General features: G+C 44.0%; 13 protein-coding genes and 1 other RNA gene. 11 read left to right on the forward strand and 3 right to left on the reverse strand.

The window, feature by feature from the left end:
* Positions 1–35 precede the first annotated feature (35 nt).
* The 4 genes from PCY71_RS13780 (at position 36) to pepC (ending at position 4,338) form a co-directional block, all read left to right on the forward strand.
* Positions 36–1,496 (forward strand): nicotinate phosphoribosyltransferase, encoded by a 1,461-nt coding sequence (locus PCY71_RS13780; protein WP_301412776.1) that lies wholly within the window; start codon positions 36–38, stop codon positions 1,494–1,496.
* The gene (gene nadE, locus PCY71_RS13785) at positions 1,493–2,317 is read left to right on the forward strand and encodes an ammonia-dependent NAD(+) synthetase (RefSeq protein WP_125338097.1); all 825 of its coding nucleotides are present in this window, start codon (positions 1,493–1,495) and stop codon (positions 2,315–2,317) included. Before PCY71_RS13780 ends, nadE begins: the two co-directional genes overlap by 4 nt.
* Before the next feature lie 47 nt (positions 2,318–2,364).
* A complete protein-coding gene (locus PCY71_RS13790; RefSeq protein WP_125338096.1) occupies positions 2,365–2,925 on the forward strand; it encodes a GNAT family protein in 561 nt (186 codons plus the stop codon).
* 78 nt (positions 2,926–3,003) lie between these two features.
* A complete protein-coding gene (gene pepC, locus PCY71_RS13795; RefSeq protein ID WP_301412777.1) occupies positions 3,004–4,338 on the forward strand; it encodes an aminopeptidase C in 1,335 nt (444 codons plus the stop codon).
* A gap of 77 nt (positions 4,339–4,415) precedes the next feature.
* Here pepC and pbp1a read toward each other — a convergent pair whose 3' ends face one another.
* The gene (gene pbp1a / locus PCY71_RS13800) at positions 4,416–6,554 is read right to left on the reverse strand and encodes a penicillin-binding protein PBP1A (protein WP_301412778.1); all 2,139 of its coding nucleotides are present in this window, start codon (positions 6,552–6,554) and stop codon (positions 4,416–4,418) included.
* Complete coding sequence (gene recU / locus PCY71_RS13805) at positions 6,547–7,149, reverse strand: Holliday junction resolvase RecU (RefSeq protein WP_125342647.1); 603 nt, start codon at positions 7,147–7,149, stop codon at positions 6,547–6,549. Before recU ends, pbp1a begins: the two co-directional genes overlap by 8 nt.
* A gap of 67 nt (positions 7,150–7,216) precedes the next feature.
* Between recU and PCY71_RS13810 the strand changes: the two genes are divergently transcribed.
* The 5 genes from PCY71_RS13810 to PCY71_RS13830 all read left to right on the forward strand — a co-directional run bounded on the left by PCY71_RS13810 (position 7,217) and on the right by PCY71_RS13830 (position 11,478).
* Positions 7,217–7,744, forward strand: coding sequence for a DUF1273 domain-containing protein (locus PCY71_RS13810; protein WP_004185623.1), 528 nt, complete (start codon positions 7,217–7,219; stop codon positions 7,742–7,744).
* A 71-nt stretch (positions 7,745–7,815) separates the two neighbouring features.
* Positions 7,816–8,178 (forward strand): cell division regulator GpsB, encoded by a 363-nt coding sequence (gene gpsB, locus PCY71_RS13815; protein ID WP_050540601.1) that lies wholly within the window; start codon positions 7,816–7,818, stop codon positions 8,176–8,178.
* Positions 8,179–8,200: 22 nt separating this feature from the next.
* An RNA gene (rnpB, locus tag PCY71_RS13820) (RNase P RNA component class B) lies at positions 8,201–8,568 on the forward strand.
* A 285-nt stretch (positions 8,569–8,853) separates the two neighbouring features.
* A complete protein-coding gene (locus PCY71_RS13825) occupies positions 8,854–10,008 on the forward strand; it encodes a class I SAM-dependent RNA methyltransferase (protein ID WP_125342648.1) in 1,155 nt (384 codons plus the stop codon).
* A gap of 12 nt (positions 10,009–10,020) precedes the next feature.
* On the forward strand, positions 10,021–11,478 hold the full coding sequence (locus tag PCY71_RS13830) for a cell division site-positioning protein MapZ family protein (RefSeq protein WP_125342649.1): 1,458 nt from the start codon (positions 10,021–10,023) through the stop codon (positions 11,476–11,478).
* 65 nt (positions 11,479–11,543) lie between these two features.
* On the opposite strand, the gene PCY71_RS13835 is transcribed toward PCY71_RS13830, so the two are convergent.
* A complete protein-coding gene (locus tag PCY71_RS13835; RefSeq protein WP_125341613.1) occupies positions 11,544–12,026 on the reverse strand; it encodes an S-ribosylhomocysteine lyase in 483 nt (160 codons plus the stop codon).
* Positions 12,027–12,391: 365 nt separating this feature from the next.
* Here PCY71_RS13835 and PCY71_RS13840 point away from each other — a divergent pair, with 365 nt between their 5' ends.
* Both PCY71_RS13840 and gmk read left to right on the forward strand, forming a co-directional pair.
* Positions 12,392–14,005 (forward strand): ribonuclease Y, encoded by a 1,614-nt coding sequence (locus PCY71_RS13840; protein WP_002911302.1) that lies wholly within the window; start codon positions 12,392–12,394, stop codon positions 14,003–14,005.
* A gap of 187 nt (positions 14,006–14,192) precedes the next feature.
* Positions 14,193–14,825, forward strand: a complete 633-nt coding sequence (gene gmk, locus PCY71_RS13845) for a guanylate kinase (protein WP_002893505.1) — start codon at positions 14,193–14,195, stop codon at positions 14,823–14,825.
* Positions 14,826–14,843: the final 18 nt, after the last annotated feature.

Genomic DNA, 14,843 nt, shown 5'->3' on the forward strand with positions numbered 1-14,843 from the left:
ATAATAAAAGGTATCTAGCGTAAAGGAGCAAGAAGATGTACCCAGATGATAGTTTAACGCTGCACACTGATTTGTACCAAATCAACATGATGCAGGTTTATTTCAAGCAAAATATTCACAACAAGCATGCGGTTTTTGAAGTTTTTTTCCGTAAGAATCCTTTTAATAACGGCTATGCAGTCTTTGCGGGCTTGGAAAGAATTATTTCCTATCTCAATAATCTAACGTTCAGCCAGAGCGATTTAGATTATTTGCAATCCTTGGGCTATCACGGAGAGTTTCTGGATTATTTGCGAAATCTCAAGATGAGCCTGACTGTAAGGTCTGTTCAGGAAGGTGATTTGGTTTTTGCCAATGAGCCAATCGTGCAGGTGGAAGGTCCACTGGCTCAGTGTCAGCTGGTTGAGACTGCCCTGCTCAATATCGTTAATTTTCAAACCCTGATTGCTACCAAGGCAGCTCGTATCCGCTCTGTTATCGAAGATGAACCTCTGATGGAGTTCGGTACGCGCCGGGCCCAGGAAATGGATGCTGCTATTTGGGGGACTAGGGCTGCGGTGATTGGCGGAGCGAACGGAACCAGCAATGTCCGGGCTGGCAAGCTCTTTGATATTCCAGTCTTGGGAACGCATGCTCATGCTCTCGTTCAAGTCTATGGAAATGATTATGAAGCCTTTAAAGCTTACGCTGAGACTCATCATAACTGTGTTTTCCTAGTAGATACCTATGATACATTGCGTCTAGGTGTTCCGGCAGCCATTCGGGTGGCGCGTGAGCTAGGGGACAAGATTAAGTTTTTGGGTGTCCGCATTGATTCTGGAGACCTTGCCTATATTTCTAAGAAAGTTCGGCAGCAATTAGATGAAGCTGGCTTCCCTGATGCTAAGATTTATGCGTCCAATGATCTGGACGAAAATACCATTCTCAACTTGAAAATGCAAAAAGCCAAGATAGATGTCTGGGGTGTGGGAACCAAGCTCATTACAGCCTACGACCAGCCAGCTTTAGGAGCAGTTTATAAGATTGTTGCTATTGAAGATGAGAATGGAGAATTGCGCAATACCATCAAACTGTCCAATAATGCCGAAAAAGTTTCGACTCCAGGTAAGAAGCAGGTTTGGCGTATTACCAGCCGCGAAAAAGGGAAGTCCGAGGGAGACTACATTACCTATGATGGCATTGATGTCAATAGCTTGGAAGAGCTGGAAATGTTCCATCCTACCTATACCTACATCAATAAAAGGGTCAAAAATTTTGATGCCGTACCGCTTTTGGTGGATATTTTCCAAGAAGGAAATTTGGTCTATTCTCAGCCGAGCCTGACCGAGATTCAAGCCTATGCCCGTAAGGAATTTGATAAACTTTGGGACGAGTACAAACGAGTTCTCAATCCACAGGATTATCCAGTTGACCTGGCTCGAGATATCTGGCAGGATAAGATGGATTTGATTGACCAGATGCGCAAGAAAGCCTACCAGACAGGAGCAGAAAAATGAGTCTACAAGAAGAAATCATCGCTCAACTGGGCGTTAAACCAATCATTGATCCGGAGGAAGAAATCCGCAAGTCGGTGGATTTTCTCAAGGCCTATCTGAAAAAGCACCCTTTTTTGAAAAGTTATGTTTTGGGAATTTCTGGTGGTCAGGACTCAACCTTGGCTGGCCGCTTAGCTCAGCTGGCTGTAGAGGAAATGCGGGCCGAGACTGGTGATAATAGCTACCGCTTTATTGCTGTTCGTCTGCCTTACGGTGTTCAGGTAGATGAAGATGATGCGCAAAAAGCTCTGGCTTTTATCCAGCCCGACGTCAGTTTGACAGTCAATATCAAGGAATCTGCTGATGCCATGACAAAGGCTGTCGAGGCAACGGGTGCCAAAGTCTCTGATTTTAACAAGGGCAATATCAAGGCGCGCAGCCGTATGATTGCCCAGTATGCTTTGGCCGGTTCATACAGCGGAGCTGTCATTGGGACGGATCATGCGGCAGAAAATGTCACGGCCTTTTTCACCAAGTTTGGGGATGGCGGAGCAGATATCTTACCACTTTACCGTCTCAATAAGCGGCAAGGCAAGCAGCTTTTGGCCGCCTTAGGAGCAGATCCGACTCTCTATGAAAAGGTGCCGACGGCTGATTTGGAAGAAGAAAAGCCTGGGATTGCGGATGAAGTCGCTCTGGGCGTGACCTATAATGAAATTGACGACTACCTCGAAGGCAAGTCCGTTTCAGCCCAAGCCCAAGAAACTATCGAGTCTTGGTGGCATAAAGGCCAGCACAAACGCCATTTGCCGATTACGATTTTTGACGAGTTTTGGAAGTGAAAATCTCTATCGAAACTTTTTAGTCTGAGCTAAGAAACGAGGAAGCTATGAAAAAGATAGGTACAGAGTCCATTGAAACCAAACGTCTTTTACTAAGACCTTTTCTGGAATCGGATGCTCAAGCTATGTATGACAACTGGGCTTCTCGTCCGGATAATTTGCTGCATGTGACCTGGTATGCTCATGAGAGTCCTGAAGTCACCCAACAGTCTATTGCTCGCTGGGTTGAGAATTATCAAAACATGGATTTTTACAAGTGGGCCATCTGCCTGAAAGAAAATCCTGATTCTGTAATCGGGGACATCAGTATGGTGGACATGGATGAGACAGTCAATGCTTGCGAGGTCGGTTATATTTTAAGTAAAGACTATTGGGGGCAGGGGCTGATGACAGAAGCTTTGAAAGCTATTTTAATCTACCTCTTGCAAGACGCAAATTTCAATCGTGTCACAGCAAGATTTGTAACAGCCAATCCAGCTTCTGGGCGTGTCATGGCCAAAGCTGGCATGAGCTACGAAGGCACTTTCCGTCAGGCTGTATTTCATAAAGGACAAGTCAAAGATTTTTCCGTCTATGGCATCCTAAAATCCGATTTAGAAAAAGGCTAGGACTCTCTTGTCCAGCCTTTTTACTTGCGCTCCTTTTTTAAAGTTCTATAATAGATGTATAATGACAAGGAGGATTCTATGAAGTCGTTAGAACAAGATTTTACAGATAAGTTGTATGCTGCTTATGAGGCCAATCCCAAGTTTGCAGCAATTGAAAATGCCATCAGCCACAATGGTCTTTTGGCTTCCTTAGAGAAGCGAAGCGCTGCCGTGGAAAATACACCTGTCTTTTCACTAGACCTCACTAAGGACAAGGTCAGTGACCAGAAAGCTTCAGGACGCTGTTGGATGTTTGCAGCTCTTAATACCTTCCGCCACAAGATGATTGCGAACTTTCAACTGGAGGATTTTGAGCTATCTCAAGCCCATACCTTCTTTTGGGATAAATATGAAAAATCCAACTGGTTCTTAGAGCAGGTGTTGGCGACGGCTGACCAAGAATTGACTAGCCGTAAGGTCAAGTTTCTCTTAGATACGCCTCAGCAGGATGGTGGTCAATGGGATATGGTCGTGGCGCTTTTTGAGAAATACGGAGTTATGCCTAAGTCTGTCTATCCAGAATCAATCTCTTCCAGTGACAGTCGCGAGCTCAATCAGATTCTCAATAAACTTTTGCGTCAAGATGCGCAGATTTTACGAGAATTAAGAGTGGAAGGAGCAGAATCGTCAGAACTTCAGGCCAAGAAAGAAGAACTCCTACAGGAAGTCTTTAACTTTCTAGCTATGAGTTTAGGCTTGCCGCCTCGCCAGTTTAACTTCTCTTATCGAGATAAAGACAATCATTTCCATAGTGAGAGCGGCTTGACACCTCTGACTTTCTATCAAAAATATGTCGACCTCAAGCTAGATGACTATGTCTCTATCATCAATGCGCCGACTGCAGACAAGCCTTATGGTCGGTCCTATACAGTTGAGATGTTGGGCAATGTCGTTGGCAGCAAGCCAGTCCGTTATTTGAATGTTGAAATGGACCGACTAAAAGAGCTGGCTATCGCTCAAATGCAGGCTGGGGAGACCGTTTGGTTTGGCTCGGATGTAGGTCAGTCTAGCAATCGTAAGGCTGGTGTTATGGCTGAAGGGATGCACGATTTCACTGCCAGCATGGATATTCTATTGACTCAAGATAAGGCTGGCCGTTTGGACTATAGCGAAAGCCTCATGACCCACGCTATGGTCTTGACAGGGGTGGACTTGGATGAAAATGGCAGGGCTAAGAAATGGAAGGTCGAAAACTCTTGGGGTGAAAAGGTTGGTAACAAAGGCTATTTCGTAGCCTCTGACGCTTGGATGGATGAGTATACTTATCAAATCGTCGTCCGTAAAGAGTTTCTGACAGCCGCAGAATTAGCAGCATATGAAGCAGAGCCTATTGTCTTGGCTCCTTGGGATCCGATGGGGGCTTTGGCAAAGTAAGCTTTGATGAGAGAATAAGAAAAGAGTAAGAATTTTTCATTCTTACTCTTTTAGTTTGTGTTCTAATCTTCGTCACTCTAGTCATCTCCACCGTTACCGGAAGAGGAGTCATTGTGGCTAGAAGAGTTATTGTTTGAATCACCAGAATGCTCACTGGAAGCTGATGTGTCAGAGCTAGATTCTGTATTGTAACTGCTATAGCTAGAATAGTTATAGTACTGCTGGTTATTGTAGTAACGGTTATAGCCAGTACCACTGTTGAGGTAGACATAAGAGCCACTGCGGTAGAGACCATCTGGCATTTCCCAATCTTCTGAAGCAGAGCCATCTTGAGCTAGGTAAAGCATCATTTCGCGGTAGACATCTGTTGCTACCTTAATCCCATCATCAAGGATTGGTGTCAGGCGGTTAGAGTAGCCAGTCCAAACAGCCATGGAATACTTAGGCGTGTAACCAACGAAGAGCTCGTCTGGTGTGACAATGCTAGAGTAGTAGTAAGGCTTGGTCAGCTTGGCTAATTCATCATCAGCATAGTTGGAGGTTCCGGTCTTACCGGCCTGATAAACCCCAGAGATAGCAGCGTTTGTACCTGAACCAGACTGCAAGACTGTTTTCATCATATCGGTCATCATGTAGGCTGTCGTTTCCTTCATAGCCTTGGAACCATTGTTGGAGAAGGTCTTCTCCGTTCCGTCACTGAAGACGACGCGATTGACATACTGAGGTTTGTAGTAAGTACCGCCATTGGCAAAAGCAGCATAGGCAGCAGCCATTTTTTCACTGCTGGCTCCGTACTCGTTGCCGGATTTGCTGGTATTACTTGAAATGGCATTAACATAAAACATTTCAGGATAGTTAATCCCAATACGATTTAGGAACTTGAGAGACTCATCCAGACCAACGGCTTCCAGCGTTTTCACGGCAGGAACGTTCCGGGATTCCTGAATAGCGTATTGAATCGTCATCCCGCCGTAGTATTTCTTATCCCAGTTATAGACTGGTGTGCTGGAATACGGGAAGTTATATGGAGCATCCGTGATAGGAGCAGCAGTTGAAGTATAGACTTCATTTTCAAGAGCTGGAGCATAATCGGTGATTGGCTTCATTGATGAACCGAAGTCGCGGTTGGTTTCAACAGCTTGGTTGGTACCAAAGGATACGTTGGTAGATTGGTTACGAGAACCGAGCTGGGCAATGACTTTACCAGTTTGCACATCCATAACAGTGGAGGCAACCTGCATTTCGTCATCTGGATAAGCTACATAGTCTCCTGTGTTGTAAATATCCCAGAGTTTCTTTTGGGCATCAGTGTTGACATTTGTATAGACTTCCATACCAGTTGTCAGGACATTGTAGCCAGTCTCTTCTTCTACTTGTTCAATTACTTCCTTAAGATAATTATCCATGTAAGCAGGATAACTAGTAGAAGCTTTCAAACTTTGAAGTCCGTCGGTTACAGGGGTATTCTTGGCTTGCTCATACTGTTCATCTGTGATGTACTTGAGATCATGCATCTCACGAAGTACCAGATTACGGCGGTTGGTTGCAGCCTCTGGATGGGTGTAAGGGTCGTATTGGTTAGGTGCTTGAGGCATACCTGCCAGCAGAGCCGTTTGGTGTAAGCTTAAATCTTTTAGGTCCTTGCCATAGTAGCTTCGGGCTGCTGTCTGCATACCGTAGTTACTGTTAGACATGTAGACTTTATTGACATAATAGGTCAAGATTTGCTGCTTGGTCGCTTTACGCTCAAGCTGAGCGGCCAGCCATGCTTCTTGGATTTTACGTGAAAGAGTCGCATCCGAAGAAGAGGTTGAGAAATAGGACAGCTTAATCAATTGCTGGGTTAGAGTTGATCCCCCTTGGCGACCCCCGCGGATGTTGCTAACAAGGGCACCTGCAATCCGAATAAAGTCCACCCCGCGGTGATTGAAGAAGCGATGGTCTTCAATGGCAACAATGGCATTAACCAAATCCGTAGGAATTTCACTTGTTTCAGCATTGACCCGCTTTTCAGCGCCTAGGTCCGCAATCAAATTGTTATTGCTGTCAAAAATCTTACTGGATGTGGTCGCGATCAGGTCTTTTTCAGAAAGCTTAGGAGCCTTGACCGCATAGTAGGTAAATACCAAACAGCCAATCACGAATCCAATCATAAGCAGGGTTATAAGTGCACTTGCAAGATATTTCAAAGCCTGCATAAGAGTTTGTTTATTCATTTATAATACCACCTAGTAGTTTTTGTTCGATAATTTCAAGATAAGGGATGCTGGGAAGCTGCTGCATTTCAATCGGATAACCATGCTCTTGGATGTAAGTTAGAGGCATGGACTTCCCTCCCTTGTCGATCTTGTAAAACTCAATTAAATAAGAAGCGGGAAGTAGGTAAGTCTCCCTTAAGCTGGAAAAATGCAGTAAGACAAAACAGATGCCCTTTTGCTCAAGGACTGCCTCCATATGCTCAATCTGATGCGAATGAAAATTTTTCATGGGCATCGATTTTTTCTGTCGGGTTTCCTTGGCTTCAAAGTCAATATAATGGCCCTTGTAGACACCAGAATAGTCTGTTGTGGAAGCTTGCCGAAAGTAAGCCTCTACAATCTTGGCTCGGCTACGGTGCGGATAATCAACCTTGACAATCTGAATGGGGGTAGGCTTTTTATGGATGACAGCGAGTCCTCTGCTTAGATAGTAGTTGTTGGATTCGTTGATCATCTTTTCAAAAGACATCCCACGATTGGCAAAGTTAACAATGCCGGGAACAGGCCTGTTGATACTGCTTTTTGCCTTTAGCTTATGCGGATAGTTGACCATAAAACTCCTTATTGGTACAATAGCATCACTCTATTATACCACAAAAAACTTTTTTAAGGGAGAATAAATGACCAGTCTATTAATAACAGGCTACAAAGCCTTTGAAATCGGCATTTCGACGGAAAAAGATATGAGAATAAAAATTATAAAAGAAGCCGCTAAGAGGGACTTAATCCGTTTTTTGGAAGACGGAGTGGATTGGCTGGTTTTTATGGGAAATCTGGGCTTTGAATCTTGGGTTTTGGAGCTGGCCAACGACCTGAAAAAGGACTATGAATTTCAGACGGCAACCATCTTTCTCTTTGAGAATCAAGGTGAAAATTGGAACGAAGCTAATCAAGCAAAATTAGCTGCTTTTAAGCAAGCCGATTTCGTCAAGTATGCTTATCCGACCTATCAAAATCCTAGTCAGTTTCGTGATTACAATCAATTCGTCATTCAAAATACAGATGGAGCCTACTTGTTTTACGATGAAGAACAGGAGACAAAACTGAAATATCTTTACCAAGAAATGAAAAAACAAGAACAATATTTTATCAAAAAATTAACATTTGATGACCTGAATGAAGTGGCCGAAAATTTTTCGGGAAATTAGATGATAAATCTTGATTTTTATTAGGCATTTTGTTTATAATTGAATATGACAAACTAGATTGGAGAGAGAAGATGGCAAGTATTATTTTTACAGCAAAAGATATTTTTGATCAGGATTTTAAACGCGAAGTACGCGGTTATAGTAAGTCCGAAGTGGATGAGTTTTTGGATGATATTATCAAGGATTATGAGACTTATGCAGCCTTGGTAAAGGAGCTGCGTGAGGAAAATCGCCGTCTCAAGGAAGAGTTGGCTGCGAAGCCGGTTGAAAAAGCACCGGTTCAGCCGACTCAGCCTGTCCAATCAACACAAGCGACTCAGTCGACTGTGGAAAGCTTCCCTCAGATGACTTCTGCGACTAACTTTGATATCTTGAAACGCTTGAACCGCCTCGAAAAGGAAGTATTCGGGAAACAAATTCTGGATCGTGAATAATGGTTCTTTTTAGAACAGTGCAATTTTTGGATAATCGCGTGGAAATTTTAGATTTTCATGAGGAAAGTCCATGCTAGCACTGGCTGTGATGCCGGTAGTGTTTGTGCTAGGCGAAGAAATAAGCCTAGGGACGGATTTTTCCGTTACGGCGACTGAAAGGGCTAAGTCTTTGGATATGTCTGATTAGGTCTGAAAGTGCCACAGTGACGTAGTTCTTCTGGAAACAGAAGAAGTGGAACGCGGTAAACCCCTCAAGCTAGCAACCCAAACTTTGGTCGGGGCATGGAGTGCGTGGAATCGAACATAGCACTCTGACTGGAAACAGTAGACAGATGATTATCGAAGGAAATGGTACCTAGTCATTTCCGGAACAAAACATGGCTTACAGAAAATTGCATATAGGCTGAGGCTGGGACGTCAAGTCCTGTCCTCTTTAAATTTTATAATAGAATAGCAAGAGAGTGGCTGAGCGCTCTATTCTCTGCCAAGTTCAACTAACTGTTGCTTCATTTGTCTGATGGATATTTCAAGGAATGAGCTAGCTGATAAATGGCAGCGAAACCTTCTCAGCCCAAAATTTAAAAAGGGAGAGTGAGGAAAATCGATGTGACGAAATCACGATTTTTGTCTCACTCCCTTTGTTTGTATAGATTAGAATCCATTTAAAAAGCCAAGATGAAAGAAAAATTTAATTTAATTGCGACCGCAGCGGCAGGGCTAGAAGCTGTCGTCGGCCGTCAAATCAGAGAGTTGGGACTTGATTGTCAGGTCGAAAATGGCCGGGTTCGCTTCGAGGGTGATGTCAGTACTATTATTCAAACCAATCTCTGGCTGCGCGCGGCCGATCGGATTAAGATTGTAGTTGGCAGTTTTCCAGCTAAGACTTTTGAAGAGCTCTTTCAGGGAGTTTTTGCTCTGGATTGGGAGAATTATCTACCGCTGGGAGCTAAATTTCCTATTGCCAAGGCCAAATGTGTCAAGTCAAAACTTCACAATGAGCCTAGCGTTCAGGCTATTTCTAAAAAGGCAGTTGTCAAGAAGCTGCAGAAGCATTATGCACGTCCGGAAGGGGTGCCCCTGCAGGAAAATGGAGCTGAGTTTAGGATAGAGGTTTCTATTCTAAAAGATGTAGCGACGGTCATGATTGATACGACAGGATCCAGCCTCTTCAAACGTGGTTATCGGGCCGATAAAGGTGGTGCACCGATCAAGGAGAATATGGCAGCAGCTATTTTACTTCTATCAAATTGGTATCCAGATAAGCCTTTGATAGACCCGACTTGCGGCTCTGGTACTTTTTGTATCGAGGCAGCCATGATTGGGATGAAGATAGCGCCGGGACTCCATCGTCCCTTTGCCTTTGAAGACTGGAATTGGGTGGATAAAGACCTGGTAGCTCAGGCTCGCTCGACTGCACTCAGTCAGATTGATCAGACCATCCAGCTGGATATTTCTGGATCGGATATCGATGGCCGTATGGTAGAACTAGCTCGAAAAAACGCTGAGCAAGCAGGAGTTGCAGAGCAGATTCACTTCAAGCAGATGCGTCTGCAGGATTTGCATACAGATAAGATTAATGGTGTGATTATCTCTAATCCGCCGTATGGGGAGCGCCTCCTAGATGATGAGACTGTGACTCGTCTTTATCAGGAAATGGGAGAAACCTTTGCTCCGCTCAAAACCTGGAGCAAGTTTATCCTGACTAGCGATGAAGCGTTTGAAAGCAAATACGGCAGTCAGGCCGATAAAAAACGCAAACTTTATAATGGTACTTTAAAAGTTGATTTATATCAGTATTTTGGCCAGCGGGTCAAACGTCAGTTAGATTAGAAAGGATTTGCCGTGACGAAAGAAGAAAACTACTCACCGGAAGAAGAAAAGAAAGAGTCGGTCCTTGATTTTGAAGAGGCCAAGGAAATGACAGTCGGACAAGCCACTCGTAAAAAAGAGGAGCTGGAAGCCGGTGTGAATGAAAGTGACAATGTGCTAGATAAGTATATCAAGCAGCACCGTCAGGAAATCGAAGCTGGAAAATTTGAAACCCAGAAAATCAGAAAGCTGCAGGAGCAGGAAGCAGCTCAAACTGAGCAAGCCTCTTCTGATTTGACCGACTTCATCAAAGAAAGACGGCAAGAGGTTGAAAGTGAACAGGAGATTCCAACAGCTCAGTCGACAGGCACTGAGAGAGCAAGTGAGCCAGAAGCAGCTCCAAACCCCTTAGGTTCTCGCAGTCAACGCTCAGAGCAAGCTGATGCGGTTCCTGCCGCTCCCGTTCAAAAGACATCTTACGGTCCTATTCCAGAACCGCTTGATGAGAAGGAATTACAGGTTTCTAAGACGCCTTTCTACAAGAAAAAAGCTTTCCTTTATCCAGTCTTAGGACTTTTAGGGATTGCTGTAGCGGGCACAGGGCTTTACTTTGCTCTGGGGCATAATTGGGGTCATAAGACCGTTACAAGCTCCAGCTCTTCAACATCGCAGTCCAGTAAAAAGAGCTCGTCTTCCTCTAGCTCTGATAATATTGCCAAGGATTTGAAGTCCTTTAATGATGAGTATGCTGCATTCTTCACAGATAGCAATCAGACAGCTGTTAAAAACAGTAAATTTGGTGACTTGGAAAAATTAAAAACCTTACTTGAAAAGCTAAAAGGCAGCAAAGACTATGATGCCGCTAAGAGCAAGTATGATTCCTTGGTCAAGCAGATTTCGGCTATCCAAAGTGTCAATTCGCAGTTTGATGGCGGAGCGATTACTGACGGTGTCTTGAACAAGGATGCCAAGGCGAATACAAATGCGACCTTCTCAGATGTATCAAGTGGCAATGCTAAGTTAGATGAAGTTCTAAAGGCAGCGATTGCCCAAGGACGTAGTCAACAAGTACCAACACCAGCTCCCGCTACTGATCAAGGAGGTACAGGTGCAGGTACAAGTGGCGGTTCAAGCTCGTCTGCTTCTGGTTCAGGAGCTTCCAGCTCTTACTCTGGCTATGGTCTCCCAAGCAACGGAGTAAATCTGCAGAGAGACCTCAGTCGTGTTCCTTATAATCAAGCAGCTATTGATGACATCAACAATCCGGCTTGGACGTTTAATCCTGGCGTTCTGGAGAAGATTTTGCAAACTTCTCGTGAGCGCGGCTACATTTCTGGAGACAGCTATATTCTGGAACGCGTTAATATTATCAAAGGAAACGGCTACTACAACCTCTTCAAACCAGACGGTACCTACCTCTTCAGTATCAACTGTAAGACTGGATACTTCGTCGGAAATGGACCGGGTCATGCTGACTCACTTGATTTCTAGTTTGTTGATGGATTTCATTATACATGCACAAAAAAAGTTCTCGATTTCGAGAACTTTTTACTGTTTTAAATCACATGGCGTTCAAAGGCATCGTCAGAGATTCCTTGGCTGAGAATGAGCTTAGCCCATTCTTTGGCTGAAAAGAGGCTGTGATCCTTGTAGTTTCCGCAGGATTCAATGGTTGTTCCAGGGACATCTTCCCAGCTAGTTGACTCAGCGATTTCTTCCAGACAGGATTTGATGACCTGAGCAATCTGGCTGGAGCTGTGTTGGCCCCACATAATCATATGAAAACCAGTGCGGCAGCCAAAAGGTGAGCAGTCAATCATACCATCAATGCGCTTGCGAATCAACATGGCCAGCAAATGCTCAATGGTATGCAGGCCAGCAGTTGGGATTGAATCTTCATTAGGCTGAACCAGACGGATATCAAAATTGGAAATGATGTCGCCTCTAGGGCCAGTTTCTTCTCCGATAAGGCGGACATAAGGCGCTTTGACAATGGTGTGATCCAGCTCAAAGCTTTCGACGATAACTTCTTTAGACATGGTTTCTCCTTTACAATATAGCAAGTGCGAGAAGGTTTTTCTATTGATATCAAGCCATAAGTTTGTCTTGTTAGCGAAGAAAAAGCCTGTCTCATAGACACATTTTCTTCTCTGATTATAGCATAAAAAATTTTTATTTGGGAATAAAGTTTGCATCTTAAAGGAATGAAAAATTTGAACAATCTTGCTTATCTCTTGAAAAAAGTTTTGGTGCTCAGGCTTCTACAAACTTTGAAGATTTAGTCGGTAAAAATTGGACAAAAGCTTTCTTGTTTTTCAAAAAATAGGTTTGTGAATTTTTTAGATTTGTGATAGAATAGTATGGAATTTTGAATTCAACAATTAAATAGATTTGGAGTAAAAACATGGACCTATTTCCTATAATTATGTCTGTTTTTGCTGCCATCATTGGTTTAGTGATTGGATATGTAAGTGTCTCAGCTAAGATGAAATCATCTAAAGAAGCTGCAGAGCTTACTCTTTTAAATGCTGAACAAGAAGCAACCAATTTACGCGGACAGGCTGAACGCGAAGCTGATTTGATTGTCAAAGAAGCCAAGCGGGAAACAAGTTCGCTTAAAAAAGAAGCACTTTTGGAGGCAAAAGAAGAAGCCAGAAAATATCGTGAACAAGTTGATGCAGAATTTAAGTCTGAACGTCAAGAGTTAAAACAGATCGAAAGCCGCTTGACAGAGCGTGCTTCTACCCTTGACCGCAAAGACGATAATTTAAGCAACAAAGAAAAGGCTTTGGAGCAAAAAGAACAAAGTCTCTCAGATAAATCTAAACACATTGATGCGCGTGAAGAACAAGTAGCGGAACTTGAAAAGCAGAAGGCAGCAGAGCTGGAGCGAGTTGCTTCGCTATCACAGACAGAAGCGCGTGATATTATTTTGACGCAGACCGAAGACAAGCTTTCTAAAGAGATTGCGACTAGGATTCGGGATGCGGAGCAAGATATCAAAGAGCGGTCTGATAAGGTTGCGAAGAATATCTTGGTCCAAGCCATGCAGCGTATTGCCGGTGATTATGTCGCTGAGCAAACCAACTCAACGGTGCATCTGCCAGATGACAGTATGAAGGGCCGGATTATTGGCCGGGAAGGTCGCAATATTCGGACTTTTGAAAGCCTAACTGGTATTGATGTCATCATTGATGATACGCCTGAAGTAGTCACTCTCTCAGGATTTGATCCGATTCGTCGTGAGATCGCTCGAATGACCATGGAAGCACTCTTGAAAGATGGTCGTATTCATCCAGCTCGCATCGAGGAGTTGGTTGAGAAGAACCGTCTGGAAATTGACAATCGCATCCGTGAGTACGGGGAAGCCGCAGCTTATGAAATCGGAGCTCCTAACCTGCATCCTGATCTGATGAAAATCATGGGTCGCTTGCAGTTCCGTACTTCTTATGGTCAGAACGTCCTGCGGCACTCTATTGAAGTTGCCAAGCTTTCCGGTATCATCGCTGCTGAGTTGGGTGAAAATGCCAATTTAGCTCGCCGTGCTGGATTCCTCCATGATATTGGCAAGTCTATCGATCGTGAGGTTGAAGGCAGCCACGTGGAAATCGGGACAGAACTGGCTCGTAAGTACAAGGAGCATCCAATCGTTGTTAATACGATTGCCAGCCACCACGGGGATGTGGAAGCAGAAAGTGTCATTGCTGTTATCGTAGCTGCAGCAGACGCTCTAAGTGCTGCTCGACCAGGTGCTCGTAGTGAATCCCTGGAAAGCTATATCAAGCGTCTCCAAGATTTGGAAGAAATCGCTAATAGCTTCAAGGGTGTCAAGAACAGCTTTGCTTTACAAGCTGGCCGGGAGATCCGAATTATGGTGCAGCCGGACAAAATTAAGGATGACAAGATTACGATTTTGGCTCACGATGTGCGTGAAAAGATTGAAAACAACTTGGAATATCCAGGCAATATTAAAGTTACGGTTATCCGTGAGATGCGGGCCGTTGACTACGCAAAATAAAGAAGAAATGCAGTCTGGTAACAGATTGCTTTTTTCTTGAATGTTCTGCTGGTCTACTTTGTTTTCCGTATGATTGCTTGCTTATTTTTTCTATTTTCTCAAAACTCTAGACACATACATTTCTTCCTATCCTCTTGAAATATCAGCCTAATTTTGTTACACTAGATAGAAAGACTGTGAAGGAGACATGATGACGGAACGAGGCTTACTAATCGTCTTTTCTGGCCCCTCTGGTGTAGGAAAAGGGACTGTTAGACGAGAAATTTTTGAAAGCACTGATAACCAATTCCAGTACTCGGTATCCATGACGACTCGTCCGCAGCGTCCAGGCGAAGTGGATGGAGTTGACTATTTCTTCCGAACTCGCGAGGAGTTTGAAGAGCTGATTCGTCAGGGACAGATGCTGGAGTATGCAGAGTATGTAGGGAACTACTACGGGACGCCTCTGACTTATGTCAATGAAACGCTGGATAAAGGGATTGATGTCTTCCTAGAGATTGAGGTTCAGGGAGCTTTGCAAGTCAAGAAAAAAGTTCCAGATGCCGTCTTTATTTTTTTGACTCCTCCAGACTTAGAAGAACTCAAAGACCGCTTGGTTGGTCGTGGGACAGACAGTGCGGAGATTATCGCTCAGCGCATTGAAAAGGCCAAAGAAGAAATTGCCCTTATGCGCGAGTATGATTATGCCATTGTTAATGATCAGGTGCCGCTGGCTGCTGACCGTGTCAAGCGCGTGATTGAAGCAGAGCATTTCCGAGTAGACCGTGTTATCGGCCGTTATCAGGACATGCTTCCAAAAAATGAAACGATTATTCGATAGAAAGTTAGAAATTAGGTA

The organism is Streptococcus sp. SN3 (assembly GCF_030439905.1).

Bases quoted from the DNA above. Each gene is read 5' to 3' on its own strand.
- PCY71_RS13780 (WP_301412776.1), top strand. From the start codon at position 36: ATGTACCCAGATGATAGTTTAACGCTGCACACTGATTTGTACCAAATC.
- nadE (WP_125338097.1), top strand. From the start codon at position 1,493: ATGAGTCTACAAGAAGAAATCATCGCTCAACTGGGCGTTAAACCAATC.
- PCY71_RS13790 (WP_125338096.1), top strand. From the start codon at position 2,365: ATGAAAAAGATAGGTACAGAGTCCATTGAAACCAAACGTCTTTTACTA.
- pepC (WP_301412777.1), top strand. From the start codon at position 3,004: ATGAAGTCGTTAGAACAAGATTTTACAGATAAGTTGTATGCTGCTTAT.
- pbp1a (WP_301412778.1), bottom strand. From the start codon at position 6,554: ATGAATAAACAAACTCTTATGCAGGCTTTGAAATATCTTGCAAGTGCA.
- recU (WP_125342647.1), bottom strand. From the start codon at position 7,149: ATGGTCAACTATCCGCATAAGCTAAAGGCAAAAAGCAGTATCAACAGG.
- PCY71_RS13810 (WP_004185623.1), top strand. From the start codon at position 7,217: ATGACCAGTCTATTAATAACAGGCTACAAAGCCTTTGAAATCGGCATT.
- gpsB (WP_050540601.1), top strand. From the start codon at position 7,816: ATGGCAAGTATTATTTTTACAGCAAAAGATATTTTTGATCAGGATTTT.
- PCY71_RS13825 (WP_125342648.1), top strand. From the start codon at position 8,854: ATGAAAGAAAAATTTAATTTAATTGCGACCGCAGCGGCAGGGCTAGAA.
- PCY71_RS13835 (WP_125341613.1), bottom strand. From the start codon at position 12,026: ATGTCTAAAGAAGTTATCGTCGAAAGCTTTGAGCTGGATCACACCATT.
- PCY71_RS13840 (WP_002911302.1), top strand. From the start codon at position 12,392: ATGGACCTATTTCCTATAATTATGTCTGTTTTTGCTGCCATCATTGGT.
- gmk (WP_002893505.1), top strand. From the start codon at position 14,193: ATGATGACGGAACGAGGCTTACTAATCGTCTTTTCTGGCCCCTCTGGT.